Source organism: Psychrobacter sp. NC44, assembly GCF_904846655.1.
In the GTDB taxonomy this organism is placed as follows: domain Bacteria; phylum Pseudomonadota; class Gammaproteobacteria; order Pseudomonadales; family Moraxellaceae; genus Psychrobacter.
In genome coordinates, this window is sequence record NZ_CAJHBN010000009.1 from 58,919 (window position 1) to 85,168 (window position 26,250).

Below are 26,250 nucleotides of genomic sequence, written 5' to 3' on the forward strand. Positions count from 1 at the left end.
ATGTTATGACAGTCGACATATCATCTGCCAGTATCTGCCTGTCAAACAGAGCGTCAACATGGGCTACTATACGCACTTTCTAATTAATAAGCTTACTAAATTGCGCCAAATCTATGGCTTTTTAGACAACTTATTTTGCTTTTATTATCGTCCACTGCAACCGTATTTGGCTTCAAACAAGGTAAAGTACCTTTTATTACTGATGACCATGACCATGACGATAAAAGAGGTAAGCCCGAAGCAGAAGAACCATCAACCTTATGATATTTCTGCATTATATAGAAACGCTTGGCACATTGCTGAATAATTTTCTTTTGTGATAAAAATGTATCATTGTATTTTGTTATGTTTGTTTTAGCACAGTTATCGACTAATTTCCAGTTATGAGTGAGCCAATATCCGAACTGGTCAGTAATATAAAAATATGTTCAGACTTACCATCCCTCCTACCTTAGCTAATGACTGGATTTAGTAGCCTTAATGTCAGTGGTTTATTAAGTTTTCCGCACTTATTTCACCCAGTGGCAATTCACTATATAATAAAACGATGACTACTATGGTGACTGCTATGACGGCTTCTAAATTTTTAAAAAATAGCACCTATCTACTGAGTGCTTTTCTTCTTGCTGCCTGTCAGCCATCACCGCCTACCAATGAGCCTGTGACTGCAGAAAATAGTGAGACTGTAGATACCCCTATTGTCATTACCGACGATAGTGTGACCATGACGCCAGATCATATATTGAGCATAAAACCTTCACGTTATCAGCCCAGTCTTGGTTTACAAGGTAAGATCGAACCTATCAAACAGACTAAGCTTGTCGCTGCATACCCCATTAACGTCGAAGAAATACTGGTTACTGAGGGTCAATGGGTAGAAAAAGATATGCCGCTGCTTATTGTTCGACGCGTGCAATCAGAAAGCAAAACAGCAGATGCATCCAACCCAGCCAAGGAAAAATCTTCGGCATCGAACAGCGTTGCCCCAGATTCTGAGATGACGAACGATGCGGTTGATGTAAAGCAAACACACTCACAAAAAACAGACGCTAGCTCAAAACCAAATCAGCCTACAGCAGAAAATAGCGCAACAACCACTAAAAACGACCCAATTGCTAACAAAGAAGAGGCAGCAGCAAACGCCACAGTGGGCGCTCCTAAAAACGCAGTCGGCAATCTTAAAAACAATGACCAAACCAGCGCCAATAGCACGGCGAGCTCAAAACCGCAGCAGAGTCAGTATAACTTGGTCACTGTGCGTGCCAGTTTTTCTGGTCGTGTAAAAAACTTATATGTCAAAGCAGGTCAAAGACTAGAGGCGCGCACGCCTTTATTACAGCTTAGCGATGAAACTAAATTACACTTTATCGCGACCCTACCTATTCAAGCAGAACCGCAACTTTCAGTTGGTCAGACTGTCAATTTTACAGCTGAAGGTATGTCAGAACAGTTCACAGGACAAGTCAGTAAACTGACCGCGACCAGCCAGCCGAAAAAGCTGTTGGTCTATGTTAACGTCATTGACAATGAAGCAAGTCGAGACAAGTTGTTGCCAGATATGAAAGTCACGGGGCGGGTTAATTATGGTCAAATAGATGTGGGCACTATCGTACCTAAGCGCGCGTTGCACGATGTTGACTTGACAGAATTGCAAACGTCACCATATAAGCCTCTGTCACCGTTAACTGCTAACGTGTGGATTATTGGACAGGATCAGCGCCTGACACGCCAGCCTATTGAAGTAGTCGAATATGACCCTATCACAAAGCAGTATTTAATTGCAGGTATTAGCAACGATAGTTTGATTTGTTTGGCTGATTTACCGGCTGATGCTAAAGGTAAAAAAGTCAATGTCTCATAGCTATGCATGCCGACAGTTACATTGTGTAGAAACATTAACAAAGCCTCTCTTGTTTTGTAACTGCGTAATTAGGCAATATGGCCGTATGATATATAGCATTAACCGAGTATTCTGAATCATTGGTATTAAATGACTCAATATCTTGAAAGTTTGAGAAATCTTAGAAAGTTTGAGAACCTAGAGGCTTAATCGTTTAACTGTTTGAGATCCTAAAATCATCGATGTATTTATCGTGATACAAAATATCAAAACAGATGAAACGTTTGGCCAACCATAACAACAACTAGAGGATAACCCATGAGCAAGCAGATTTTATTAATCGAAGATGATCCTGATCTAGCTGAGTTAATCAGCGATTACCTGACCATGAATTATTATGACGTCCATCATGCAGGGCTTGGTCAAGAAGGGCTTGATTTATTGGATGCCAAAGAGCGTGACATTGATTTGGTCGTGCTTGACTTAATGCTGCCTGACATGGACGGTATGCAAGTTTGTCAAAAAATTCGCGGCAATAAAAACAACATGACCAATAAAGTGCCCATTATCATGTTGACAGCGAAAGGCGATACCACCGATCGCGTGCTAGGTCTTGAGATGGGTGCTGACGATTATATATCTAAGCCTTTTGAGCCACGTGAGCTTCTCGCTCGAATCCGAGCTGTTATTCGCCGCCATGAGCAGCCCAATCAAGCAGATAGCCAGTCTGACAGCTTGACCTTTGGTCGTTTGAGTGTCTTTCCTGACAGCCATGAAGTGACCATCGATGACGAGCCTGTCCGTTTAACGACGCATCAGTTTCAATTATTGCATTACTTTGCCACCCATTCTGGTAAAGTATTGAATCGCGAGCAACTGTGGCAAGCCATGCCCAATGATGACAGCTCAGATAATATCGATCGCGCCATTGATGTTCATATCTCGCGCCTGCGTGCTTTAATTGAAGACAACCCACGCCAGCCAAAACGTATTATTACGGTACGCGGTGTTGGTTATCAATTTGCCACTGATCAGGTTTGATCGCAAAAGTGGCAAATTAATCGATAAAAACCATACTTTTGATTTGTTTATGCAAATTAGAAGTATGAGTCGATATAAACGGCTGATAGTAGAGATGGTTTAATGCAGCAGTTGGGATTTCGTTCGGTATTTGCCAAATTATTTGCCAGTGTCATGCTGGCACTTATTTTATTTGCAGTGGCGATGGTGCTGTTGACGCAACTTGTACACGATAAAGATGCAAGTATTCGATCAGAAGTATTAGCCACCCAGATTTTAGGACAAATAGACCCCTTCTTGCATGAGCTGAATATCTCTGTTAGCGAGGACAATCGCTTGCAAGCGCGCTTTATGCTAGCAGTGGTCAAAAAGAGCTTTGATATCTTTGATGAGTCATTGCAGGCAAAGATGGGCTTGTATGACAGCGAAGGTCGATTGCTAATGCAAACGGATAACAGCGATTTGCCGTTGGAGTTGCCCGCACCGCCCTCTTTATTTTCACGCGTTTTTCCCTCTCTCGCAGACACCTCCCCTACCAAGCAAGCTCAGGTTTATAGCAGCACCGGCTATACGCTTTTGTATGAATCACGCTTACCGCCTAAAAAACCAGTACTCTCCTCTGCGCTGAATTTATTTACTGGCACACTACTACTGTTACTGATTATGGCAGGTGTCCTATGGTGGATTGCTCGTACCATCACTTGGCGCATCAATCAGATGAGCCAGCAGATGGCGCAACTGGGTGATGGTGATTTTACCGTACGAGTGAATGCTCGTGGTAACGATGAGATCGCCTCACTAGCGCGTGGATTTAACCAAGCAGCACAAAAAATCGAACACCTTATCGATGCCAATAACCTGCTCTTAGCACATGCTTCTCATGAGCTACGTACCCCCATTACTCGTATCCGCTTACAGATTGAGATGATGGATATGCTCGCAGGGGCGCTACCATCTGATACCAAAGCAAAGTTTGATAAACGTGCGCAAGCGATTAACCGCGATTTGTCAGGACTCAATGATTTGGTAGAGAGTATCTTATTGGTGAGTCGTTTAGACGCCGGTCATGCCTTGCAGCAAGTTGAAAGTTTAGATTTATACGATCTGGTGAATCAAGAACGGCAACATTATCCTGAAGCGACGCTCATTGGTGAACATATTGTGATCGATGGTCAATCATCGATGTTGACCCATTTGATTCGCAACTTGTTAACCAATGCCATGTTACACGGCAAGCCGCCCGTGACGGTACTATTGTATGGCGTGCAAACTATTGATGAAGCAGATACCATACCTGATTATCTGCTACAAACGATACTCTACAGTAGCTTTGCCGATTATAATAGCTCTGATTTTGACTCTTATCACCAACCAATCGAGGTTAATGAAGACGATACGCACAATCATATTGCGCATAGTCATACACATTCAAACGATTCTTCTCATATTACTGGTAAAGTTAAACCCGAAGCAACAGATGCTATTATCCTGTTGCCAGCACCACCGATATATAGAAACGGAGAAAATATTGCGGTTGAGCATGACCTCAATTCCGATGCCGATGCTGATGCCGATGTAAATATAGAGACCAAAATCGATAAGGCTGATATTAATAATATCAACGGAGACATTGACTCTATTGAAACCTGTGCAACCTTAACAGAGTCTACTGATGCGAATAGTGTTCAAACTGACTCAAGCACTTCAACAAACTCAGTCAACAGTAACGATACCGTTGGAAGCACCAGTGCATCCTCATTGATTGCTAATTATCATAACTTTACCAATGATTTGACTGACAAAATTAAAAAGATGGTTTGGAAAGCAGTTCCTGACACTGAAGAGTCGTCTGCAGTTATCAATGACGCTAAGAGTACTGCCTTGAATGATACAGTTCCTAAATCCAAAGGTGCCGTAATAAATAAAGGTGGCACTACGCGCGACAAGGGTGATGCTCAAAATAACACTCAAAATCCTACAGAAGTACTCAGTACACCGCGCAAAGAAGGCTTATTTGCCAAACATCTAAAAAAAGCCAAGACCGATCCTGTACGCCCATTACCGAAATATGCAGTATTGGCAGTGATTGATGAAGGCACGGGTATTCCAGAAGACAAACGTGAAGAAGTATTTAGCCCATTTGTGCGGTTGCAACAAAAAAATAAAGGCTCTGGACTAGGCTTATCACTAGTATCACAAATCGTTACCGCACATCAAGGGCGCATCATTACTGATACGTTGAATGGACATACCAGGTTTTTAGTTGTCATACCAGTCAAGCACGACCCACATTATCACCAGCATGACTAAGACGTGCCTTCAGTCCAATCTATTAACCTTTAAATGGGCTAAAAATGGCTAAATTTTGCCAGACATCGTCAAATAGCGTATCAATATCTCGATATTATTTGCGCTACTTTCCCTGTTTGACGGCAATTTATCTCATTTTTATCACCATTTTTAAAATAAGGACACGACCTAGTCAGCGATACTATAGTCGATTCAATTTAAAAGTAGTACAAGGCAACCGAGTATAGATGTATATTTAATACTTCAAGCGAGGTTAACGCAGTAATATTTTTATGGTGGAATGACTATATAATGTGCTATGAACAGACACTTCATTTTACTCGATCGTCGCGACTCACATTCTACAACCCCCCTCTTACTAATAGCTATTAATCATAAGCCTGTCACGGATGTTCATATCCAAAGTGCTCGATAATATGCTATATTAGCGCCCCTTATTATAGGGTTATTAACGGTTGTTTCTTAATTGGCTTCTTACATTGTTAAAGAGGCCCGACAGCGCGTTTGTGACTATTAAAAAAATTATTGAATTTTGAGCCCTCCATGAATGACATGATTGTCTTAAACAATGTGACCAAGAGTTTTTTAAGCGACCGATCAATCAAAGACAAAGATGGCAAACCACATTGGTTTACTGCCGTTGAACCGACCTCGTTATCTGTCCAGCAAGGCGAAATCTTTGGCCTAATGGGATACTCGGGTGCAGGTAAGTCTACTCTGCTACGCCTAATCAATATGCTTGAGCGTCCAGATGCTGGTCAAGTCATCGTCGATGGCACTGACTTGACCACTTTGTCTGCCAGTGAATTGCGTATCGCTCGGCATAATATTGGTATGATTTTTCAGCAATTTAATCTGATGTCGAATCGTACTGTTTTTGACAACGTGGCCTTTAATTTAACTGTTTCAGGATATCCGAGCCGCGACATTCATAAACGAGTGATGGATTGCCTAGAGATTGTTGATCTCACAGACCGCGCTGGTCACTACCCTGCGCAGCTGTCAGGCGGACAAAAACAGCGTGTCGGTATTGCCCGAGCGATTGCCCCCAGTCCTAAAGTATTATTGGCTGATGAACCAACCAGTGCGCTTGATCCTGCGACGACCCGCAGCTTGTTGACTTGTCTACGTGATATCAACGAACAACTTGGCGTCACCATTGTGATTGTGACTCATGAGATGAGTGTCATCCGTAGGCTGTGTGATCGCGCCGCATTACTGCATCAAGGTCAACTCTTGGAAGTTGCAGATGTGAGAGACGGTCTGATTCAGGCGACCACCCCGATTGGCAAAGGCTTAGTGCACGAAGACTAATGAGGCAGGAGAAATAAATATGTTAACTGGTAGTGAATTGTCCGCCTCGATAGACAAGCTGTTTGCCCTGCGCAAAGAGATTGTGAACGCGTTTATTGATACATTTATTATGCTTGGCATCTCAACGACGGTGGCCATTGTCATAGGTGGGTTGTTTGGCGTATTTTTGTTTTTATCCAGTGATCGACAGTTTTTGCAAAACAAAACATTGTATGGTCTGCTTGGTGGTATCACCAACTTTATGCGCGCTTTCCCATTTGTCATTTTGATGATTGCCATGAGCCCATTTACTAAGGCTATCGTTGGCACGGGTATTGGACCGATTGCGGCCTCATTGGTACTCGCCATTGCAGGTTCGTTTTATTTTGCCCGTTTGGTCGAGCAAAACTTACGTGAAGTGCCACGCGGTATCATTGAGGCGACCGAGTCTATGGGCGCACGTCCTTTGACCATTATTAAAGTCTTACTCAATGAAGCACGCTCAGGACTGGTATTGTCCGTGACGATTCTCTGTATCAGCCTGCTCTCTTATTCAGCAGCGGCAGGTATGATTGGCGGCGGTGGTCTGGGGGATTTAGCCATTCGTTATGGCTACTATCGTTATCAAACGGAGGTGATGATTTTTATCGTTATTGTCCTATCAATAATGGTCGTCTCCATTCAAGCATCGGGTAATTGGTTGGCTAACCGGTTGGATAAACGATAGAAAAAAGACTTAGACAAAGTCAGTTAACGCTAATATGAATAATACTCAGGGTTTAATGCCGATTCATCCTAAGCAAAATGCTTGACTTTGTTACTGAGACCCTTTAATTTTGATACTAACTTAACAGTCGTTAACTTAGCAGCATTACTATCCCTAATGTTGCTTTTTTAATGGCCAGCGTTTGCCCTCCATCCCATCCCTCTTATTAAGGAAGTTCCATGAAATTAACAGATATCAGCCGTCAGTTAGCGACTGCATTTGCTGCCGTTGGCGTATCAAGCCTAGTCTTGGTTGGTTGCAACAACTCATCAGCACCGGAAGCGACTAAAGAGCCTGTTACGGAAGGCTCAACAGCAGAAACTGCCGCTAGCGATATCGATCCTGAGCATACCAAAATCGTCATCGGTACCACCGAAGGTGACTTCGCCGATATGGTGCGCAACCAAGTGAAAAGCTCACTGGAAGCGCAAGGTTACGAAGTTGAGCTGATTGCTTTTACTGACTATGTACGCCCAAACCTTGCCTTGGCTGAAGGTGATTTGGACATCAACATCTTCCAGCATAAGCCTTATCTTGATACCTTCAAAAAAGAAAACAATCTTGATCTGGTAGAAGTTTTCCAAGTACCTACTGCCCCACTTGGCATTTACTCAGGTAAAAAGACCACGCTTGATGATGTCTATAAAGGCATGAGAGTCTCTGCACCAAATGATCCAAGTAACTTTGCTCGTGCGCTGGTAATGATGGATGATCTTGGCTGGATCACGCTAAAAGACAATATTGATCCGCTAACGGCATCAAAAACTGACATCGCTGATAACAGCAAATACGACATTGAAATCATTGAGTTAGAAGCCGCTCAATTGCCACGTGCTCGTGATGAAGTCGACTTTGCCGTCATCAATGGCAACTATGCCACGGATGCTGGTATCAAGCTGACTGAAGCGCTATTTCAAGAGCCTAGCTTTGCTTATGTCAACTGGTCAGCCATTAAATCAGCAGATGCTGGCAAAAAATGGGTCGAAGATGTGACCAATGCATATAACTCAGAAGCCTTTAAAAAGTATGCTCATGAAACTTTCCCTGGTTATAAGTACCCAAAAATCTGGGGCTCTGATCACAGTGCGCACACGGATACCGCAACAAAACCTGCACCTGTAGAAGCTGCTACTCAATAAGCTCTTAAACCAAAAGCACTTAAATCCAAAACACTTAAATATCGTCTTCGTCCCGCTTGTAAACGCCCATTGCTAGATAGTGATGGGCGTTTTTTATGGGCTCGATTTTACGATTTTTATTTTTTAACCGCGCGCTGCTGTCTATCAGTTACTAAAAATGACGTTACAGCCTGTTTGTCCTTTGTAGGAAAGCGTCACGTGCCCTTTTACTTGCCGCCAATTTTTTCTATAGTGTGTAGGTCAAATAGAGAGGGTGATCAGAATATTGATGATTCGATGCTCTATCAATAAATACATAAATAACAAGGATCATAAGATGCGTGCTAAAACTTATAATATTCGTACCGCTGGACAAGCAAATATTCCTGTACTAGGGCTTGGTACATGGCAATCGACCGGTCAAGATTGTGTTGATGTCGTCAGTCAAGCGTTGAAAATGGGTTACGAGCACATTGATACCGCTCAAGCTTATGGTAATGAAAAAGAAGTGGGGCAAGGTATCAAACAATCAGGAGTATCTCGTGATAAGTTCTTTTTGACCACAAAGATTTTTCCTGATGATATGAAGTTTGAGCCTGAGAAATTGATTGCCGCCGCCAAACGCTCTTTAGCAGACTTAGATACTGATTATGTTGATTTGCTACTATTGCACTGGCCGGATGACCGTGTTCCTTTATCCGAAACCATTCCTGCCTTGTGCGAGCTACAGAAACAAGGTTTGACACGCCATATCGGGGTTTCTAACTTTAATATTGCCAATATCATTGAAGCTGAGAAATATGCTGATGTGCCGATTGTGGTCAATCAGGTTGAGTTTCATCCTTTCATCAAGCAAAAAACCTTGCAGACTTTTTTGAACAATCACCACATTCTACTCGAAGCTTATTCACCACTTGCACGCGGTGATGTATTCGATAATGAGATTATTAAAGAAATCGCTGACAAACATAATGTCACGCCAGCACAGATATCATTGGCTTGGATTCTGTCAGACAAGCATCGCGTTGCCATTCCAAAGACTGCTAACCCTGATCATTTACAAGGCAACTTAGACGCAATGAAAGTGCAATTGAGTACCGATGAGTTAGAGCAAATTGGCAAACTTGCCAGTAGTGATGGTCGTAAAATCGAGCATCCAGATTACTCACCTGAATGGGACGACTAAGTTCTTGTAAGAAACTATCAAAACTTATTAGGTCGTGTCCTCATTTTAAAAATGGTGATAAAAATGAGATAAATTGCCGTCAAACAAGGAAAGTAGCGCAAATAATATTCGAGATATTGATAAGCTATTTGACGATGTTTGGCAAAATTTAGCCGTTTTTAGCCCATTTAGAGGTTAATCGGTTGAACTGAGGGCACGTCCTAGTACTAAAATTCATGTAAAAAAAGAGCCGCTAATAATATATTAGCGGCTCTTTTACTATGGTATGGACTATATAATTACTGCTGTAGAGTATCCGTCTCATGTACCTTTTCAGCAGGATTATATTGCTCAGAAGGAGGCACTACACCGCTACGATTGTTTTCTTTCATCGATTTGGCCACTTCTGGCGGCATGTAGTTTTCATCATGCTTCGCCAATACTTCTCCAGCGACAAAAGTATCACCCTGCATCTTACCTGTCGCGACGACGCCTGAGTTTTCAGCAAATAAATCTGGCAAAATACCTTGATAAGTCACTGGTACTGTCGATTGAAAGTCCGTAATGGCAAACTCAACGTTTAGTGGATTGTCTTCTGCGCGCTGGACACTACCCGCAACGACCATACCGCCTGCTCGAATACGCTTATCTTGTGGTGCTTCACCTTGTGCAATCGCGGTAGCATCAAAGTAGTAATCGGTCTGTTGCCCAATGGCATAAAGAACCAATACCACGGCTATCGCCGCTCCTGCAAGCGTAAACATAACCCACATCAGTTTTTTGCGACGAACTGCGTTCATACCACTACCTCATTGATGAGTCACTGTTTTATAAACTATAGTCAATGCCATACAAATATATAAAACAGAAAAATTTGAAGAAACTACCATTAGAAAAACGTTCTAAAAATGTCTTTCTAATCGTACTCTTCTAATGGCTATATGGTAGCATTTTTCGGACAAATCAATAAGCCCTATAACCTCTGTGGCAGTCACCTCTTTATCAAGTGCTAAGTTACAGATTGAGTGGCTAAAAATTAACGGCTAACGTTAGATAGGACGAACCTACTAGTTAATTAGGCTGCTTGGTGACAGGCATGGTTGTTTTAGCAGTACGCTGTGCTTGCCGCGCTTGCTGAATGGTCAACTGCTTGATTAAAGCCTGTCGTTGTCTCCGACTATAAATAACAAACGCCAGCATCATGCCAACGGTAATTGCCCAGCACGACCAAACAAAAACACCATGCTTACCCATGGCAAGAAACTCAGATACGCTATAAAAGTAAGGCTGCATAATATTTTCCTAGCCGTGATTTTTTTTGGCGACAGTCATGACCATCATTTAGCTTGCCCGCGAATGTATTCTTTGACCCACGCTTTGCCTTGATCACGATACAAGATAAGGGTATTGGTACGATAAATCGCTAATGTTGCCACTAATAAATAACTACCAATAATCATCAGTAATAAGGGCATCCACATATCTGCTGACATCTTAGGCGCGGCGGTCAAAGTAAAGGTCGAGCCTTGATGCAAGGTGTTCCACCACTGTACCGAGTACTTGATAATGGGTAGATTTACTGCGCCAACAATAGACAAAATGGCGGCGGCTTTACCACGATTGGCAGTATGCTCAAACGCGGCAAATAACGCCATCACGCCCGCATACAGAAACGCCAAGATGAGCATAGAGGTCAAACGTGCATCCCAAACCCAGTAAGTACCCCAAGTGGGTTTCGCCCAAATAGAGCCCGTGATTAAGCTAATCACACAGAGCAAGAATCCTAGCGGAGCAAGCGCCTGTGCCACTAAGCTAGCCGTTTTTATTTTCCAAACCAAAAAAATGACCCCGAGCACTGCTAAGGCAAAATAGATGGAAATGGCGATACTGGCAGCGGGTACGTGAATAAAGATAATGCGGTAACTGTTGCCCTGCAGATAATCAGGTGGCGCAAAAGCGAGACCCCAGACACTACCGATCAACAGGCAAATACTGGCTAATATGGCTAACCACTTGACCCAAGGCGAAAAAATGCGAAAAAACTGCTTGGTACCCACAGTGGTCAAAAAGCCTTGCCAGATGCGCTGCCACAAGCTAGGAGATGAGACGTTATTCAAGTTGGGCATGGAAATAAACCTATTGGCACAGCGTATTGGTTGTAACCGATATAGCGCATCATGGGCGCGACTACCTGTTAACCTGCCGGCGTTAAACACTGGATAAAATCTACAAGTGATTGTTTGCTTAGTTAACTGACTATTATAGCAAAATTGCCAGTTTTCAACATGCTGTTAATACAAAGGTTTTTTATAGCGTTTTTTATTACAAACTCTCAATACAGAGAGTTGTACACAACTTATGTCGTTTTTAATTCAGCCACGCTATTTTTAACGTCATGGCAATCACCCATGGCATCACCAAAACCGAGATAATACTACCTGCTAATAATAAAGCCAGTATCGGTAAGCCATTGAGACCAGTGGCAAATAAATCAACCGCTCCTGTGGCAAAAATCAACACTGGTAACTGCATCGGTAAGGCAATTAAAGGCACTAGCACCGCACCATTCTTTAATGACAGCGTCAAACTACTCGCGACCGCTGACAGCATCAAGAGCATCGGACTGCCCGTCACAATAGAAGCCATCAATATCCACGCCTCAAACCAACTAAGCTGAAACAAAGGCACGGCAAGTAAACTAAGCGCTGCCACAATACCACTACTAAAAATCCAATGGATAACCAAACGGATCAACACCCATAAGGGCAATGACGCTTTGGCAACGACCAATTGCGCCAGCGTGCCATTATCAAGGGCAGGCTTAAACAAACCATCGACACCCATGACTAGTGACAACAGAGCGGCAATCCACACCGCCGACACGCCAAGGCGTTGCAATAGCGCAGGCTCGCTACCCACTGCTAGCGGAAATAAGGTGATAATGACCAAAAACAGCACTAGCGGATAAAGCCACTGCACGGCGCCTTGCTGTTTGACTTGCCACTCGCGCCGCCATAACTGCATAAAGCTGATACCGCGCACCGCAGCTAAGTCAGTATTTGAGCTTTTATTCACTGTTTGTACTGAACCGTCTATTTCTATCATTTATTTGCTCTTCTACGGATGCTTGGAACACTTATACTGAGAGTATGCAAACTAGTATTCAAACCATATAATCGGACAAATCGAGCACTTGATTGGCAACACCAACGGCCTGATGACTGGTCATTAATATAGCGCCGCCTTCATGGGCAAAATCGCGCAATCTGTCTTCCATTCGCGCTACCATATCGACATCAAGGGCAGTAAAAGGCTCATCAAGTAGCCATAATGGTGTCACCTCAGGGGTCAATAAATATAACCTTGCAAGGGTAATGCGGCGGGTTTGCCCAGCAGATAAATGGCTTGAGCTAATCGTCTCAAAGCCTTGTAATCCTACCCAAGTGAGGGCATCATCAATATCAGTAACGCTTGGGCTAATCCCATATAAATTTAGCAGAAAGGTCAGGTTTTGCGCGACCGTTAGATTTGGATGTATACCCAACTGGTGCGACACGTACAAAGGCTGAATAGGTAAATTCGCTGCTCCTTGATAATAAACCTCACCGCTTAACACTGGCAATAACCCAGCCAGCTGCATCAGTAAAGTGGTCTTACCAGTACCATTGGCACCAATTAAATGGCAAATGCTACCAGCTGCCAGATTGAGTACTACCCCTTCACATAGAGGGGTTTCGCCGCGCTGAACGGTCAGCTCATCAAGCGCAAGTAAGGCGGTATTCAGAGCTGTCATCAAAACCTCTCATTATTTATTAAGCGGCAGTCAATATTCATCACAAACACAGATGACGTTCATGGCATAATACTTTATGCTTACCCCACCCACACAGTATAACAAATTGTCGATTATTATGACCTCAAAACCTATGCAGACTTCAAAAGATAACCAAAATTTAGATATGCCAGCGCTAACCATAGATGGCTTAATCGAGGCACAAGTTGCCTTTATGCAGCAATGGCTACGCATGCAAGCTGAACCGCTGTCTATGCAGGCATGGCAATGGTTTGCTGCACAGCCATTAAATAAATATGTCAGCGCCGATAATTTGCAACAGCTGATTAATGACTGGCTACTCAATAAACCGATGACTGATGTGATACGTAAAGATATTCGCGATATCCTGCATACGATTATTTATCATCCAGTCAATGACAATGTGCCGTTGTCTGAGCTGGTGGATGACACTCAAGTTGAAACCCTTGCCAACTATGTCGGTAGCCACGATCAACAACGCAATATCTTGATTCATACATTGGTCGGCAACGAGACTTTTGCCGATTTGCTAACCCAAACGCTATATCATGCCATTAATGACTTTATGGAAACCACGCTGGATAAAGCCGGCGCTGCTGGTAAACTGATGAAATTTGGGCGCAGCTCTTTTGAAAAAGCGACCAATAGAAATCTTGATGAAAAACTGCAGGCGTATTTGCATCGTAATATTAAAGATTTAGCACGCCGCGCAGAAGCCAATGCGCAAGAGCATTTATCAAATGACGAAGTCGCGCGATTATTAATCACTGGTTGGGCGCGAATCAAAGACCAGCCTGTCAGTCATCTACAGACTTATCTGCGTGATGAACCTGAAAACAGCAGTATCGATCATATCGAAGCCAGCATTCAGCAAAGCTATAACCGCCTGCGCCAGTCACCTTACTTACACAGCCTTGTGGCAGCGAGCATCGATACTTGGTATGGTAATCATCAGTCAGATACTATTGCGACGGTAGTTTCGAGTCTTCATATTGATGAGCAAGCCATGACTCAATTAAGTACAGCGCTATTACCTGTGGTGCACGATGCCATTGAAAGCGAGTGGTTGACGGCACATACTCGTGAAATGTTACAAGCGTTTTATGAGCAACCAAATATTAAAAAAGGCTTAGCATTTAATACCTAGTCGTTTACTGTCTTGATGTATTTGTCTCAGTTTCCCATCTCATTCATTTATTTGACAGCACCATACTTATGAGTCAACGTAATACACTCAGCTTGTGGCAAAAACTCAAACAGTTACTGACTGGTTCAGTAGCGCAGGCTGATGAAATTGATATGATACAAACAGAGCCTCATGACATATATAGTAGTGATACATATAGTAGTGATAAAGATGATGAGGATACTAGTGACGCTCATGATGATACCAAAATCGATTCTGAATCTGATGTCAAAAACACAAGCGAATATTCAGAAACTGACGCCTTTAACTCGAGTGCCAGTCAACACGAAGCTAGCGACACGCCCATTATCGATTTTCTGAAACAGTACTTTAATGATAAGCAGTGGCACTATACTCACTATCGACCCAAAAGCAGTGGCAACAAAAACAATGACCGTCAGCAATCGCATCACTTATCGCTTAGAATGCGCAATAAAAGTCTCGATTGCGGCTATTTGTTTCGCGTGCAAGAAAACAACAAGCTGCTAGCAGTCTATGGAATTTTGCCATTTTTAATACCAGAGAGTCATCAAAGCGCGGCGATGCTACTGATTACTCAAATAAATTATGACTTGTTAATCGGCAATCTAGAAATGGATGTCAATGATGGCGAAATACGCTACAAACACGCTATCGATGTCGAAGCGGTAGGCATCGGTAATGATGCTATCGAGCATTTATTACAAAGTGTCATCGCGATGACCACGGTCGCGAATGAGATATTTAGTGATTTGATCGATAATCAAAACCCTGCGGAAGACTTACCGACATTACTAACCGAGCTACGTCAACAATCAGATTCTAGAACCTTTTTTTTGCCAACGCAATTTGTGCAGTAATGAACAGACTACCATAGCTATCTGTAGCTTTTACAATGTCTCATCAGCACCTTATTGTTAAAGCGCTTAAATCTATTTACCCTTAATATACTTTTCAAAAAAGACATCCTCTAACACTATGCTAAAAATTGCTTACTCTGATATTTTTCGATATTCCGTGCCTGAAAAACACCGCTTTCCCATGCAAAAATACACCATGATTCCTGAGCGGCTATTGGCTGAAGGCACTATCAGTACCGACAACTTTTTTGCCCCTGCATGTTTGAGCGAAGATGAAATTTTGACCACGCATACTGCGGACTACTGGTATCAGCTGAAAACCCAAACGCTACCACGAAAGGAAGCGCGAGCCATTGGCTTTGAAATGACACCAGAGCTGGTAGAACGTGGGCGTTATATTGCTCATGCCACTTATGAATGTGCATTATATGCGCAGCAATATGGCGCGGCGATGAATGTCGCAGGTGGCACGCATCATGCGTTTGCTGATCATGGCGAAGGGTTTTGCGTGTTTAATGATGTTTGTATCGCGAGTAATTTATTATTAAATCGCGGACAAGCGCAAAAGATTTTGGTGATCGATTTAGACGTCCATCAAGGCAATGGCAATGCCAGTATTATGATGGATGAGCCACGCGTTTTTGTGTTTAGCATGCATGGCGCAAAGAACTATCCATTTCGAAAGCAAGTATCAGATTTGGATATTGAACTAGACAATGATACTGGCGATGCGGAGTATTTGCAGTTACTAGAGGCGACATTACCACGTTTGATTAGCGACGTTGCGCCAGATATGATCTTTTATCAATCCGCTGTCGATGTACTGGCAACTGATAAATTAGGAAAGTTAGGGCTGACGATAGAGGGTTGTAAAGCGCGTGATGAATATGTATTACGCCAAGCAAAAGCCGCTAAAATTCCTATCGCTATCGTGATGGGTGGTGGCTATTCAGAAGATATCGACGATGTGGTTGAGGCGCACTGTAATACCTTTCGTTTGACGCAACAGATATTTTTTGATGAAATAACAAAATAACGCGCGCATAAAATAGCATCTAAACAGCCAGCTGCCTCGCGAGCTATCTTACAAAAATGCCATAACTCCCTGCCAGCCGACACGAATACCAAGCACGGTAAGTATCAATAAAATAAGCTGACGAAAGCGCGCTTGAGGCAAATAGCGACGCAAGCGGATGCCAACTAAAAGCGCAGCAATCGATAGTACACTAAGCAGAGTAATCAGCTGCCATTCACCACTGCTGAGCGCCATAATAGGCTCACGTAATACGATAATTTGGGCAATTTTACCCAAAAAATAGCACATGTTACCGACTTTGGCGATAGTGTTTTTATCATCGCTGGCAGACAGTAGATACATCATCAATATGGTCGACATGGCATTGGTCGAGCCGCCAATCACCCCTGCACTAAAGCCAACGATGATTAACACAGGCTTGGTAGCAGGTAGACGGAGTTGCTTACCAAGCAAGCTGCTTATGACATAAAAACCAATAACGGCTGCCAATAGTAATAAAATATAGGCGCTATCGACCCATAGTAAGAGCTTCGCGCCTAGAATACTACCAACTAAGCTGGTCAACGCCAGTAACCAATAGCGCCTGCCGTAATAGATGAAATTTTGCCAGATCGTACGGTCGCCACCCGCGAGCCAAGTCATCGCATTAAGCAATAATGACGGAAAAATGACCAATACAATAGCATGTGGTAACGGATAGATACTAGCAAGCGCAGTGGTCGTCACCAACGTCACACCCAGCCCACTAATACCGTGTAGCAACGATGCCAGCGCAAAGATTACCATCAAGAGCAACGTCTGGGTGCTATCACTATCCATCATATTAGCCATAAACATTAAGACCTAATATCTGGATTAATAGTGACATAACTAGGCATTGTGACCATTGTGGCGTTGCCATATTGTCTCGCCAATGATGCCAGCCAACTGCTCGGCAATCTTATCTTTGCTCGCCTTCTCAAGTGTGACGCTATCGTGCTCATAACGCTCTGAGAAAAATACCTGCATGGCATTGTCATCGCTGGCAAAACCAATGTCTGCTCGGGAAACATCATTACAAGCGATCAAATCTAAATCTTTAGACACCAGTTTGCCACGAGCATAGCGCTCGATATCTTGCGTTTCTGCCGCAAAACCGACGACAAACAGCGCTGGATGCGCAAGCGAAATCGTCGCTAAAATATCAGGGTTTTTGACCAAACTCAGCGTCATAGCATCTTGGGTTTTTTTAATTTTTTGCGGGGCAGCTTCTTCAGTACGATAATCAGCGACAGCCGCAGTGGCAATAAAGATATCCGCCATTACATTTTGATTCTCGCTATGAGCATGATGCTGCTTATCATCAATTTCATGGCTGTGGTTATGACTGTGGCTATGATCATCGCCACAATCACACTCGCCATGATGTTCATGTTGATGGCTATGATTGTTTTCGTGATCGTGATCGTGAGGATGGTCGTGCTCATCTTCAGGCACATACTGTAGCGCACTGTGCGTACCATCCACGCACTGCTTGGCTGCTATCAGCATCTCTTTAGCCGACAACACATCAATGCGCGTGACATTCAGCGGTGTCGGCAGTGCCACTTTGCCGCCCGCAATCAAAATAACGTCTGCACCAGCAGCCACGCACGCACGTGCTAATGCAAATCCCATCTTGCCAGTAGAGTGATTGGACAAGTAACGCACCGGATCGATAGCTTCTACCGTCGGTCCTGCAGTAATTACCACTCGTTTACCTGCCAATAATTGCGGCGTGGTTTGCATGGCATTGAATAATAATACTTCTGCCAATAGCTGCTCAGGTTCAGGCAAACGCCCTGCTCCCACATCACCGCAGGCTTGCTCGCCACTAGCAGGCGCAATAATCTGATAATTCATATCGCGCAGGGTTTGGACATTGAGATTGACCGCAGGATGCGCCCACATCTGCTGATTCATGGCTGGCGCAATGATGACTGGTGCCGCCGTTGCAAGGCATACGGTTGTCAATAAATCATCAGCCATGCCCATCGCGAGACGCGCCAGCGTATTGGCAGAGGCTGGGGCAATGATGATTAAATCTGCCCATTTCGCCAATTCGATATGCCCCATCCCCGCTTCTGCTTTTTCATCGAGTAATGAGATATGCACCTCATTCCCAGTCAAAGCTTGCAGGGTCAGTGGCGTAATAAAAGCTTGTGCCCCTGTGGTCATAATGACACGCACCTCAAAGCCTGACTTGATTAATAGGCGGGCAAAGATAGCAGATTTATAAGCGGCGATACCGCCAGTGATAGCAAGCACAATATTGGACATAAGCATGGCATCAATAAAAAGTTGAAAGATAAAATTGCGCTTATAGTAACAATTATGAGATAAGTTGGGTAAGAATTTCCGTATTTACTCAATATATCTGGCAGCAATCCATTCTCAAGGAGTGACAATGGCGATTAAAGACTGGCATGAAGATGATAGACCACGTGAAAAACTACTAAAATTTGGGGCAGCGCATTTATCTGATGCCGAGATATTAGCGATATTTCTGCGCACAGGTACGCAGTCACAGTCAGCTATCGAGCTGGCGCGTCATTTGATCGAGCAATTTGGTAGCTTGGCAGAATTATTGGCAGCGCCGCAACAGATGGTTCTTGCTTGTCATGGTATTGGTCCTGCCAAATACGCGCAGATATTGGCCTCACTTGAGATGGGCACGCGTTATTTGGACAGTCAGCTCAAAACTGGTCACGCACTTGGGCGCTCGCAAATGGTCAAAGACTATATCAGCACTCAGCTGCGCGGGGAGCATCGCGAAGTCTTTGCGGTACTTTGCTTAGACAATGCGTTAAATCTCATTAATTTTGAGATACTGTTTACTGGCGGCATCTCCTCTTGCTCCGTCTGTATCAAACACGTTCTGCGTCATGCCTTGAGTCACGCCGCCAGCCAACTCATTGTCGCACACAATCATCCGCATACCGACGCGACCCCTTCAACGGCAGACAACTTATTAACTTACGAGCTAAAAAAAGCCTGCGATTTAATCGATTTATCCTTGGTAGACCACATCATTGTTGGACGCAATGAGACATTATCTTATGCCGAAAGCGGCTTAGCGCCTTTTGGATAATTAATTACGACTGTTGTTTTTGCCTATATGAGAAAATCTTGATACATATAATCGACACAGCGTAGCATTTTAGCTATTGATAGTTATCGGCAACTGTTTCATATTGATGGCTAAATTTGTCTTTTATTTGTCTGTCACTGGTTAGACAGTTATCAAAGCCACTTTTGTAAAATGCTCAAAAAATTAAAATTGATTATAAAATATGCTACAAAATCCATAACGGCTCATTGGTTTAATTTGTTCACCAGACCCTTAAACATCAGCAAAAATAACAACAAGATTTATTCAAATACTTTAATACACACACATTTTTCGCGCTTTTGGTTTAGCGTTATAAAAGGAGACAGTCATGGCAATTGGCTTATTTATTTTGGCAATCATTATTCAATTAGCCATGGTTTTGGCCATCTTTTTATTGTCCCTATCACGAGTCACAGGCAGTATCGTTGCCCTAGTTACCGTCCTTGTCACTGCCTTTATCAGTCCTTGGTCGCTCATTTTGGGGATACCAATTGCTTTACTTTGCATCGTTTTGCTCGTCGCCCCTATTCGTCAGTCACTGATTACCAGACCTGTTTACAAGACTTTGGGCGGGGCAATGCCGAGCATGAGCGATACCGAGCGCGAAGCACTCGATGCGGGTACCAGCTGGTGGGAAAAAGAGCTGTTTATGGGCAATCCCGACTGGGACACTTTTGCTCAATATCCCTATCCAGAGCTGTCGGCAGAAGAGCAAAGCTTTATTGATAATGAAGTAGAAGTACTATGCGCCATGCTTGATGAATGGAAAATTCAGCATGAAGACAAAGAGCTGTCGCCTGAAGCGTGGCAATTTATCAAAGCCAATGGATTTTTAGGCTTAATCATTCCAAAAGAGTTTGGCGGTTTAGATTTTAGCTCTTATGCACAAAGCCGTATCATGAGTAAAATCGCTTCGCGCTCGCCGACCGCTGCGGTTACCTGTATGGTGCCAAACTCGCTCGGCCCTGGTGAGCTGTTGATGCATTATGGTACGGACGAACAAAAACAGCGCTGGCTACCCGGTCTTGCCAAAGGCGACGAGGTACCTTGCTTTGGTCTCACTGGTCCTGAAGCGGGCTCCGATGCTGGTGCGATTCCAGATACAGGAGTGGTTTGTTATGGTGCGCATGAGGGCGAGCAAGTGCTCGGTTTGCGTATGAACTTTTCTAAGCGCTGGATTACCCTCGCACCTATCGCCACGGTCGTGGGGTTAGCATTCAAGATGCACGATCCTGAAGGTTTGCTTGGCAATCCTGATAAGACCGATTACGGTATCACTTGTGCGCTTGTGCCTGCCAGCCATGAAGGTGTCATCATAGGACCACGCCATAATCCAATTGGCTCGCCATTTATGAATGGTACAGTCGATGGTAAAGACGTCTTTATTCCACTAGATTACATCATTGGCGGCGTCGAAAATGCGGGTCGCGGTTGGCGTATGCTGATGGAGTGCTTGGGCGTTGGTCGCGGCATCTCTTTACCAGCTTTATCAACCTCAGCCAGTGAAATGACGTATCTGTCTGTCGGTGCTTTTGCCAAAGTACGCGAACAGTTTAAAATCTCTGTGGGTAAATTTGAAGGGGTGCAGGACGCGACCAGCCGTATGGCCAGCAACACTTATATGTTAGAGGCGTTCCGTCATCTGGTTACTTGTGGCCTAAATCAAGGCGGCACACCCTCGGTTATGACGGCAATGGCAAAATACTATGCGACTGAAACCATGCGCAGTGTGGTCAATGACGGTATGGATGTGGTTGGTGGTCGCGCGGTACAGATGGGTCCACGTAACTTTTTGGCCACACCTTATCAGGCAATTCCAGTATCTATCACGGTTGAAGGCGCAAATATCTTGACGCGCTCACTCATGATATTTGGTCAAGGCGCGATGCGTTGCCATCCTTATCTATTTGATGAGCTGCAATTGCTGCAAAGCGAAAATAAAGAAAGCGCACTCAAACAGTTCGACACACTGTTTTTTAAACATTTGGGTTATACCTTTAATCGCGGCGCAAAGGCATTTGTCGCAGGTTATGTCGGTGGCAGTAATCATGCACCAAGCTTTGCGGACAGCTTTACTCGTCCCTACTACAAACACATCAACCGCCTGAGCGCAAGCTTTGCCTTAACGGCTGACATGGCATTAGGGTTGCTCGCTGGTGACTTAAAACGTAAAGAGATGCTGTCTGGACGCTTAGCTGATATTCATAGCCATTTATTCATTAGCACTGCTATTTTGCAGTTTTATGAGCATGGTACTAAATCAGCTTCCGAACGCTTGCATGCTGAGGTTGCCTTACAAAATAGCTTATATACCATTCAAGAAGCTTTTGAAGCCTTTTTTGCAAACTTCCCTAATCGTATGGCGGCCAGTTTGGTCAGTTTTGTGACTTTCCCCAGCGGCTCTATCTTTACGCCGCCAAGCGATGAGCTCAAACGCAAGCTGGGCGATGCTTTTATGGATGACTTTGAAGCCAATCCGTTCCGTGATTATCTTAAAACCATGGTCTATTATAATACTGAAGCCGATGATGTCACTGGACGTATGGAACACGCTTATCAAACGTTACTTAGCATCGAGCCATTATGGCAGAGGTTTAAAAAGGCTGAACACAAGGACAGTTTTGAAGGGCTTACTTTTGAGGATCATGTGGTATATGCCAGCCAAAACGGCGATATTACCGAAGAAGAAGCTGAAGTGCTTATTCAGTACAACGCCATACGCTTTGACTCATTATTGACTGACGTGTTCGATAAACATTTATTGCATGCTCAGGAGCGCACCAATCCACACAGCCTTGATAATGCCGTACAGCAACTGACGGACTATGCACAATTAAAAAATGACGCGCAAGCCAGAAATGGTATTGCGACAAACATCACAGCTGAAAATGATGTCGACTCTAATGATTTGGGTACGCCCGTCAGTACAGACAAACCAACTGGCGATGCCAATCCCAATCATGGTTATGAGAGTGACGGTGATGTAGAAATGGTCAAAGAGCAAGATACCATTGAGGAGGTACGTGCACAGACCGACTTTGATGAGTCTGAGCCTGAGGTGGAAGCACTAGATCATCGCCACCGTGATGCAGAGTCACACTTAAGTGAACGCATGAGTAACAACCATCGTCTGAATCAACATAATGCTGACGACCTAGAGCGTTCTGAAATATCTGAAGATGCAGAAAATGTGAAAAATAATATAGACAAACCTGCCGCTACTGATCCTAAATGGCAGGATGGTCTACGCCGTGATGAAAGTGACAAAGTTTAGAATAAAAAGCTTTGATAATTCTTAAAATGACAAGCTTTGAAACAATAGGCTTTGAAATAACAAGCTTTGAAATAACAAGACACAAAAGAATCAGGCTTAAAATATTTAAAAAACAATAGGTGTTAAGGCTGCTATAGTCGTTTCAATTTAAAAGTAGTACAAGGCAACCGAGTGTAGATGTATATTTAATACTTCAAGCGAGGTTAACGCAGTAATACTTTTATAGTGGAATGACTATAGAAGCCTTGCACGATACATTCTGATCATTCACTTAGAAAAGACTGCCCAATTTGAGCAGTCTTTTTTTAGTTATGAATCGCCATTTTTAACCATTAAGGCGTGTTTGATGATTCAACCATGGCAATTGACAAAGACTGTTTTTTAGGCAGCTCAACATTAAAAATAGTCAGCTTAGTCATTCTAAGCGTCTACTTTTAACAATGAAATGGTAAAAAACAGCCCTGTCTCTCTCTATTAATATTGGAAATAATACTAAATTCTTCCAGCTCCATATAGGAAATGTGTTATAAAACTAATTAAGGCATGAACATTACCGTTGTTCTACGCCTTATCTGGAACAGTTTTAGCGATCAGCAGTATCTATTTTTGAATGTTCAACACGCGCTAATATTGGTCAATATGCCTTGTCATTTACCTACTTTACTCGCGAAAAATTCGGCGCAGACAACTTAACTATTGATTTATATTACCTTAGTCATAAAAAAACGTTGCAGTATCCTTAACAATTATTTTATATTGTGCCCCGAAAACGTGACACTAAGTGGAAGTTGAAAGAATTTAATAGACGTAGCAAGAGCGGTGATAACAATGGCAACAATCACATTGATGTGAGCAGCCTATCTATTCGCTACTGGGGCACGTACACAAAGGATATAAGTTATGTGGAAAAATATGGGACTGACCGGCAAGATTATTGTCGCTATGGTACTCGGTATCATACTGGGATTGTTTATAAACTATTCAGGACTGAACGCTGAAGGCGGTTTCATTCATACGTACATTACCAATGGCTTTCTCGCCATTGTCGGCAAGCTATTTGTCAACTCACTCAAAATGTTAGTCGTGCCTTTGGTGCTGATCTCACTGATTTGCGGTGTTTGCGGTATTGGGGATATTCGTTTGCTTGGTCGCATCGGCACCAAGACATTTCTTATTTATATGATGACAACAGCTCTGGCTATCGCAACAGCGATTGGGCTTGGCGTGCTATTTGGTATCGGTAAAGGCATGAATATCGAAACCGAAGCGGCATTTGAAGCAGCTTCAGCACCACCACTGCTAGATGTGTTCTCTAATATTATCCCATCAAACCCCATCAGCGCGATGGCAAATGGTGATATGTTATCGATTATTTTCTTTGCTATTTTGATCGGTGTTAGTATCTTGATGGTGGGTAAACCTGCCAAAGGCTTAGTGCAGAGCTTAGAATTAATCAATGAAGTCATCTTAAAAATGGTGACCATCATTATGAATCTTGCACCTTATGGTGTATTTGCGCTATTGACCAAAGCAATGGCAGAGCTGGGTTTAGACTTGATTTGGTCACTGCTCGGTTATGTGGCGGTATTGGTCGGCTCATTGGCATTCCATTTCTTTGTCACTATGATGATTGTACTCAAAGTCTCTTCGGGCTTATCCATCAAAACCTTTTTGGCAAAAATGCGTGAAGTTCAGATTTTTGCTTTTAGTACGTCAAGCTCGAACGCGACGATTCCTATTACCTTGCGTACGGTCACCAAGCGCATGGGTGTCAATAACTCAGTTGCTTCGTTTACGGTGCCTTTTGGTGCGACCATCAACATGGATGGTACCGCCATCATGCAGGGTACGGCGACCATTTTCATTGCCAATATTTATGGTATTGACTTGGGCGTGACTGAGTATCTGACTGTCATTCTAATGTCTGTTTTGGCTTCCGTCGGTACTGCTGGTGTACCGGGTGTTGGTCTGATTATGCTATCAATGGTATTTGCCCAAGTCGGTCTACCTATCGAAGGCATCGGTCTTATCTTAGGTGTGGATCGTATCCTTGATATGTTACGTACCGCAGTGAACGTCGGTGGCGATGCCGCTGTGACGGCTATTGTGGCAAAATCAGAAGGCAAAATGGATTTGGCTATTTATAACGATCCTAACGCTGGTGCAAAAGACGTGTTCGATGGTCACATTGATGAAGACAATGAGCGTGAATTCTCTGAAGTCTTTAGTGATGGGATCATGGGCAGTGAGTACGATGATATCGATCGTCGCCGCTAGGCATTGAATAGATTTTGATAATTTATTCACGATCCATAAAAAACCTCAGTCATATTGGCTGAGGTTTTTTTGGCCTTACTAAATACATTTACTTGATGAACAACAATCAACCAAAAACGTATTTGGTTACCATCGCCAAGCATACCACTACAATCATCGGACGAATCAGCTTACTACCGCCCTTGACCACCATATGAGAGCCAAAATATGCACCTATCGTTTGTCCCACCATCATGGCAAGCCCTACTTTCCACAACACATTACCGCCCAAAATAAAGAATATTAACGAGCCAATATTGGTCGATAAATTCAATACCTTTGCTGCGCCTGTTGCTTCGATAATTTGCCGACCGCGCAACGCCACGTTGCCGAGCGCAAAAAACATCCCTGTGCCTGGTCCAATATAACCATCATAAAAACCAATTAATGGTGCAACCACTTTTTGCCATTTGCCTTCTGAGATACGCGGCGCAGCTTCTACTTCGCCAAGTCGAGGCGCAAACAAGGTATAAATCCCGATAGCCGCAATCAAAAACGGAATCAGTGTCTCAAGCAGATCCGGCGGCGACATCTGTACAGCGATAGTGCCGAGAACAGAACCGATAAAAGCGCCAACAATAGCTACTTTGATACGTTGCGGTTTGACCACCCCTTTTCTAATCATCGTAATAGAGGCTGCTAGCGCACCTGAAGCGGCTTGTAGCTTATTGGTACCGAGCGTTAGCACTGGTGGGATATTGGCAAGTAACATGGCGGGGATGGTCAATAAACCGCCACCACCAGCGATAGCATCAATAAAGCCTGCCAACGCTGCCACAGCGGTAAGCATTAATATAACCTCTAACGAAAGCGATAATTCCATGACGCTGACCTGTAAATTTTATGATGGAAAATGAGGAAGTTCTAAAACTGGCTTTAAGAACGGGAAATAAAATATTAGTAGCAATGTTGCTATCAACTTTGCTATTCATTAGCTGATAGTACTGCTGATATGTATTAAAGCTGTGACAGAACATCACAAAATGCCAATCATTATAAAGATAAAACGCTAAAAAAAGCCAAAAACGTAAAAAAGTCTGCTAGATTTGTCTAACGGCCTAATAAGTATCTAAAATAAGCAGCGATTGATTAAAACTATGTAACGACTGAGCACGCTTTTGTCTGCTCTATCGACTTTATAAT

General features: G+C 43.4%; 21 protein-coding genes. 13 read left to right on the forward strand and 8 right to left on the reverse strand.

Translation table 11 applies throughout. The annotated features are described in order from the left end of the window. Positions 1-568 precede the first annotated feature (568 nt). The 7 genes from JMX95_RS08375 (at position 569) to JMX95_RS08405 (ending at position 9,533) form a co-directional block, all read left to right on the forward strand. The gene (locus tag JMX95_RS08375; protein WP_227676008.1) at positions 569-1,861 is read left to right on the forward strand and encodes an efflux RND transporter periplasmic adaptor subunit; all 1,293 of its coding nucleotides are present in this window, start codon (positions 569-571) and stop codon (positions 1,859-1,861) included. A 297-nt stretch (positions 1,862-2,158) separates the two neighbouring features. Then, entirely contained in the window at positions 2,159-2,881 is a 723-nt protein-coding gene (locus tag JMX95_RS08380) for a response regulator transcription factor (RefSeq protein ID WP_045444030.1), read from the forward strand. A 102-nt stretch (positions 2,882-2,983) separates the two neighbouring features. Then, on the forward strand, positions 2,984-5,170 hold the full coding sequence (locus JMX95_RS08385) for a sensor histidine kinase (protein WP_201560529.1): 2,187 nt from the start codon (positions 2,984-2,986) through the stop codon (positions 5,168-5,170). A 543-nt stretch (positions 5,171-5,713) separates the two neighbouring features. Next, positions 5,714-6,484 carry a methionine ABC transporter ATP-binding protein gene (locus JMX95_RS08390; protein WP_055124775.1) on the forward strand — a complete coding sequence of 257 codons (771 nt, stop codon included), beginning with the start codon at positions 5,714-5,716 and terminating at the stop codon, positions 6,482-6,484. A gap of 19 nt (positions 6,485-6,503) precedes the next feature. After that, the gene (locus JMX95_RS08395; protein WP_060491817.1) at positions 6,504-7,190 is read left to right on the forward strand and encodes a methionine ABC transporter permease; all 687 of its coding nucleotides are present in this window, start codon (positions 6,504-6,506) and stop codon (positions 7,188-7,190) included. 218 nt (positions 7,191-7,408) lie between these two features. Further along, entirely contained in the window at positions 7,409-8,368 is a 960-nt protein-coding gene (locus JMX95_RS08400) for a MetQ/NlpA family ABC transporter substrate-binding protein (protein WP_201560531.1), read from the forward strand. A gap of 316 nt (positions 8,369-8,684) precedes the next feature. After that, positions 8,685-9,533, forward strand: a complete 849-nt coding sequence (locus JMX95_RS08405; RefSeq protein ID WP_201560533.1) for an aldo/keto reductase — start codon at positions 8,685-8,687, stop codon at positions 9,531-9,533. A 278-nt stretch (positions 9,534-9,811) separates the two neighbouring features. Here JMX95_RS08405 and ccmE read toward each other — a convergent pair whose 3' ends face one another. The 5 genes from ccmE to ccmA all read right to left on the reverse strand — a co-directional run bounded on the left by ccmE (position 9,812) and on the right by ccmA (position 13,305). Beyond that, on the reverse strand, positions 9,812-10,312 hold the full coding sequence (gene ccmE / locus JMX95_RS08410) for a cytochrome c maturation protein CcmE (RefSeq protein ID WP_045453493.1): 501 nt from the start codon (positions 10,310-10,312) through the stop codon (positions 9,812-9,814). A 271-nt stretch (positions 10,313-10,583) separates the two neighbouring features. Next, entirely contained in the window at positions 10,584-10,805 is a 222-nt protein-coding gene (ccmD, locus tag JMX95_RS08415) for a heme exporter protein CcmD (protein ID WP_045444018.1), read from the reverse strand. A 44-nt stretch (positions 10,806-10,849) separates the two neighbouring features. After that, a complete protein-coding gene (gene ccmC / locus JMX95_RS08420) occupies positions 10,850-11,638 on the reverse strand; it encodes a heme ABC transporter permease CcmC (RefSeq protein ID WP_060491821.1) in 789 nt (262 codons plus the stop codon). A gap of 241 nt (positions 11,639-11,879) precedes the next feature. Beyond that, positions 11,880-12,536: a heme exporter protein CcmB gene (locus JMX95_RS08425; protein WP_201560581.1), complete on the reverse strand. Its 657-nt coding sequence runs from the start codon at positions 12,534-12,536 to the stop codon at positions 11,880-11,882. A gap of 139 nt (positions 12,537-12,675) precedes the next feature. After that, the gene (ccmA, locus tag JMX95_RS08430; RefSeq protein WP_201560535.1) at positions 12,676-13,305 is read right to left on the reverse strand and encodes a heme ABC exporter ATP-binding protein CcmA; all 630 of its coding nucleotides are present in this window, start codon (positions 13,303-13,305) and stop codon (positions 12,676-12,678) included. Positions 13,306-13,438: 133 nt separating this feature from the next. Between ccmA and JMX95_RS08435 the strand changes: the two genes are divergently transcribed. The 3 genes from JMX95_RS08435 to JMX95_RS08445 all read left to right on the forward strand — a co-directional run bounded on the left by JMX95_RS08435 (position 13,439) and on the right by JMX95_RS08445 (position 16,387). Then, a complete protein-coding gene (locus tag JMX95_RS08435) occupies positions 13,439-14,473 on the forward strand; it encodes a hypothetical protein (RefSeq protein ID WP_227676009.1) in 1,035 nt (344 codons plus the stop codon). Positions 14,474-14,541: 68 nt separating this feature from the next. Further along, positions 14,542-15,351 carry a YbjN domain-containing protein gene (locus JMX95_RS08440; protein WP_201540124.1) on the forward strand — a complete coding sequence of 270 codons (810 nt, stop codon included), beginning with the start codon at positions 14,542-14,544 and terminating at the stop codon, positions 15,349-15,351. A gap of 118 nt (positions 15,352-15,469) precedes the next feature. Continuing rightward, positions 15,470-16,387: a histone deacetylase gene (locus JMX95_RS08445; protein WP_201540125.1), complete on the forward strand. Its 918-nt coding sequence runs from the start codon at positions 15,470-15,472 to the stop codon at positions 16,385-16,387. A gap of 48 nt (positions 16,388-16,435) precedes the next feature. On the opposite strand, the gene JMX95_RS08450 is transcribed toward JMX95_RS08445, so the two are convergent. Together JMX95_RS08450 and coaBC are read right to left on the reverse strand one after the other, a co-directional pair. Beyond that, positions 16,436-17,218: a sulfite exporter TauE/SafE family protein gene (locus JMX95_RS08450; protein WP_201560539.1), complete on the reverse strand. Its 783-nt coding sequence runs from the start codon at positions 17,216-17,218 to the stop codon at positions 16,436-16,438. A gap of 39 nt (positions 17,219-17,257) precedes the next feature. Continuing rightward, positions 17,258-18,685, reverse strand: a complete 1,428-nt coding sequence (gene coaBC, locus JMX95_RS08455) for a bifunctional phosphopantothenoylcysteine decarboxylase/phosphopantothenate--cysteine ligase CoaBC (RefSeq protein ID WP_201560541.1) — start codon at positions 18,683-18,685, stop codon at positions 17,258-17,260. A 127-nt stretch (positions 18,686-18,812) separates the two neighbouring features. Between coaBC and radC the strand changes: the two genes are divergently transcribed. The 3 genes from radC (at position 18,813) to JMX95_RS08470 (ending at position 25,068) form a co-directional block, all read left to right on the forward strand. Next, on the forward strand, positions 18,813-19,496 hold the full coding sequence (radC, locus tag JMX95_RS08460; RefSeq protein WP_109591854.1) for a RadC family protein: 684 nt from the start codon (positions 18,813-18,815) through the stop codon (positions 19,494-19,496). A 349-nt stretch (positions 19,497-19,845) separates the two neighbouring features. Beyond that, complete coding sequence (locus JMX95_RS08465) at positions 19,846-22,791, forward strand: acyl-CoA dehydrogenase (RefSeq protein WP_201560543.1); 2,946 nt, start codon at positions 19,846-19,848, stop codon at positions 22,789-22,791. A gap of 900 nt (positions 22,792-23,691) precedes the next feature. Continuing rightward, the gene (locus JMX95_RS08470) at positions 23,692-25,068 is read left to right on the forward strand and encodes a dicarboxylate/amino acid:cation symporter (RefSeq protein WP_045444003.1); all 1,377 of its coding nucleotides are present in this window, start codon (positions 23,692-23,694) and stop codon (positions 25,066-25,068) included. Positions 25,069-25,174: 106 nt separating this feature from the next. Here JMX95_RS08470 and JMX95_RS08475 read toward each other — a convergent pair whose 3' ends face one another. After that, positions 25,175-25,930 (reverse strand): TSUP family transporter, encoded by a 756-nt coding sequence (locus tag JMX95_RS08475; protein ID WP_201560545.1) that lies wholly within the window; start codon positions 25,928-25,930, stop codon positions 25,175-25,177. Positions 25,931-26,250 lie beyond the last annotated feature (320 nt).

Coding starts and splice junctions, on each gene's coding strand:
- JMX95_RS08400 (WP_201560531.1), top strand. CDS start 7,409: ATGAAATTAACAGATATCAGCCGTCAGTTAGCGACTGCATTTGCTGCC.
- JMX95_RS08435 (WP_227676009.1), top strand. CDS start 13,439: ATGCAGACTTCAAAAGATAACCAAAATTTAGATATGCCAGCGCTAACC.
- radC (WP_109591854.1), top strand. CDS start 18,813: ATGGCGATTAAAGACTGGCATGAAGATGATAGACCACGTGAAAAACTA.
- JMX95_RS08470 (WP_045444003.1), top strand. CDS start 23,692: ATGTGGAAAAATATGGGACTGACCGGCAAGATTATTGTCGCTATGGTA.
- JMX95_RS08385 (WP_201560529.1), top strand. CDS start 2,984: ATGCAGCAGTTGGGATTTCGTTCGGTATTTGCCAAATTATTTGCCAGT.
- ccmD (WP_045444018.1), bottom strand. CDS start 10,805: ATGCAGCCTTACTTTTATAGCGTATCTGAGTTTCTTGCCATGGGTAAG.
- JMX95_RS08390 (WP_055124775.1), top strand. CDS start 5,714: ATGAATGACATGATTGTCTTAAACAATGTGACCAAGAGTTTTTTAAGC.
- JMX95_RS08395 (WP_060491817.1), top strand. CDS start 6,504: ATGTTAACTGGTAGTGAATTGTCCGCCTCGATAGACAAGCTGTTTGCC.
- ccmC (WP_060491821.1), bottom strand. CDS start 11,638: ATGCCCAACTTGAATAACGTCTCATCTCCTAGCTTGTGGCAGCGCATC.
- ccmE (WP_045453493.1), bottom strand. CDS start 10,312: ATGAACGCAGTTCGTCGCAAAAAACTGATGTGGGTTATGTTTACGCTT.
- JMX95_RS08475 (WP_201560545.1), bottom strand. CDS start 25,930: ATGGAATTATCGCTTTCGTTAGAGGTTATATTAATGCTTACCGCTGTG.
- JMX95_RS08425 (WP_201560581.1), bottom strand. CDS start 12,536: ATGCAGTTATGGCGGCGCGAGTGGCAAGTCAAACAGCAAGGCGCCGTG.
- coaBC (WP_201560541.1), bottom strand. CDS start 18,685: ATGTCCAATATTGTGCTTGCTATCACTGGCGGTATCGCCGCTTATAAA.
- JMX95_RS08375 (WP_227676008.1), top strand. CDS start 569: ATGACGGCTTCTAAATTTTTAAAAAATAGCACCTATCTACTGAGTGCT.
- ccmA (WP_201560535.1), bottom strand. CDS start 13,305: ATGACAGCTCTGAATACCGCCTTACTTGCGCTTGATGAGCTGACCGTT.
- JMX95_RS08445 (WP_201540125.1), top strand. CDS start 15,470: ATGCTAAAAATTGCTTACTCTGATATTTTTCGATATTCCGTGCCTGAA.
- JMX95_RS08465 (WP_201560543.1), top strand. CDS start 19,846: ATGGCAATTGGCTTATTTATTTTGGCAATCATTATTCAATTAGCCATG.
- JMX95_RS08405 (WP_201560533.1), top strand. CDS start 8,685: ATGCGTGCTAAAACTTATAATATTCGTACCGCTGGACAAGCAAATATT.
- JMX95_RS08450 (WP_201560539.1), bottom strand. CDS start 17,218: ATGGCTAATATGATGGATAGTGATAGCACCCAGACGTTGCTCTTGATG.
- JMX95_RS08440 (WP_201540124.1), top strand. CDS start 14,542: ATGAGTCAACGTAATACACTCAGCTTGTGGCAAAAACTCAAACAGTTA.
- JMX95_RS08380 (WP_045444030.1), top strand. CDS start 2,159: ATGAGCAAGCAGATTTTATTAATCGAAGATGATCCTGATCTAGCTGAG.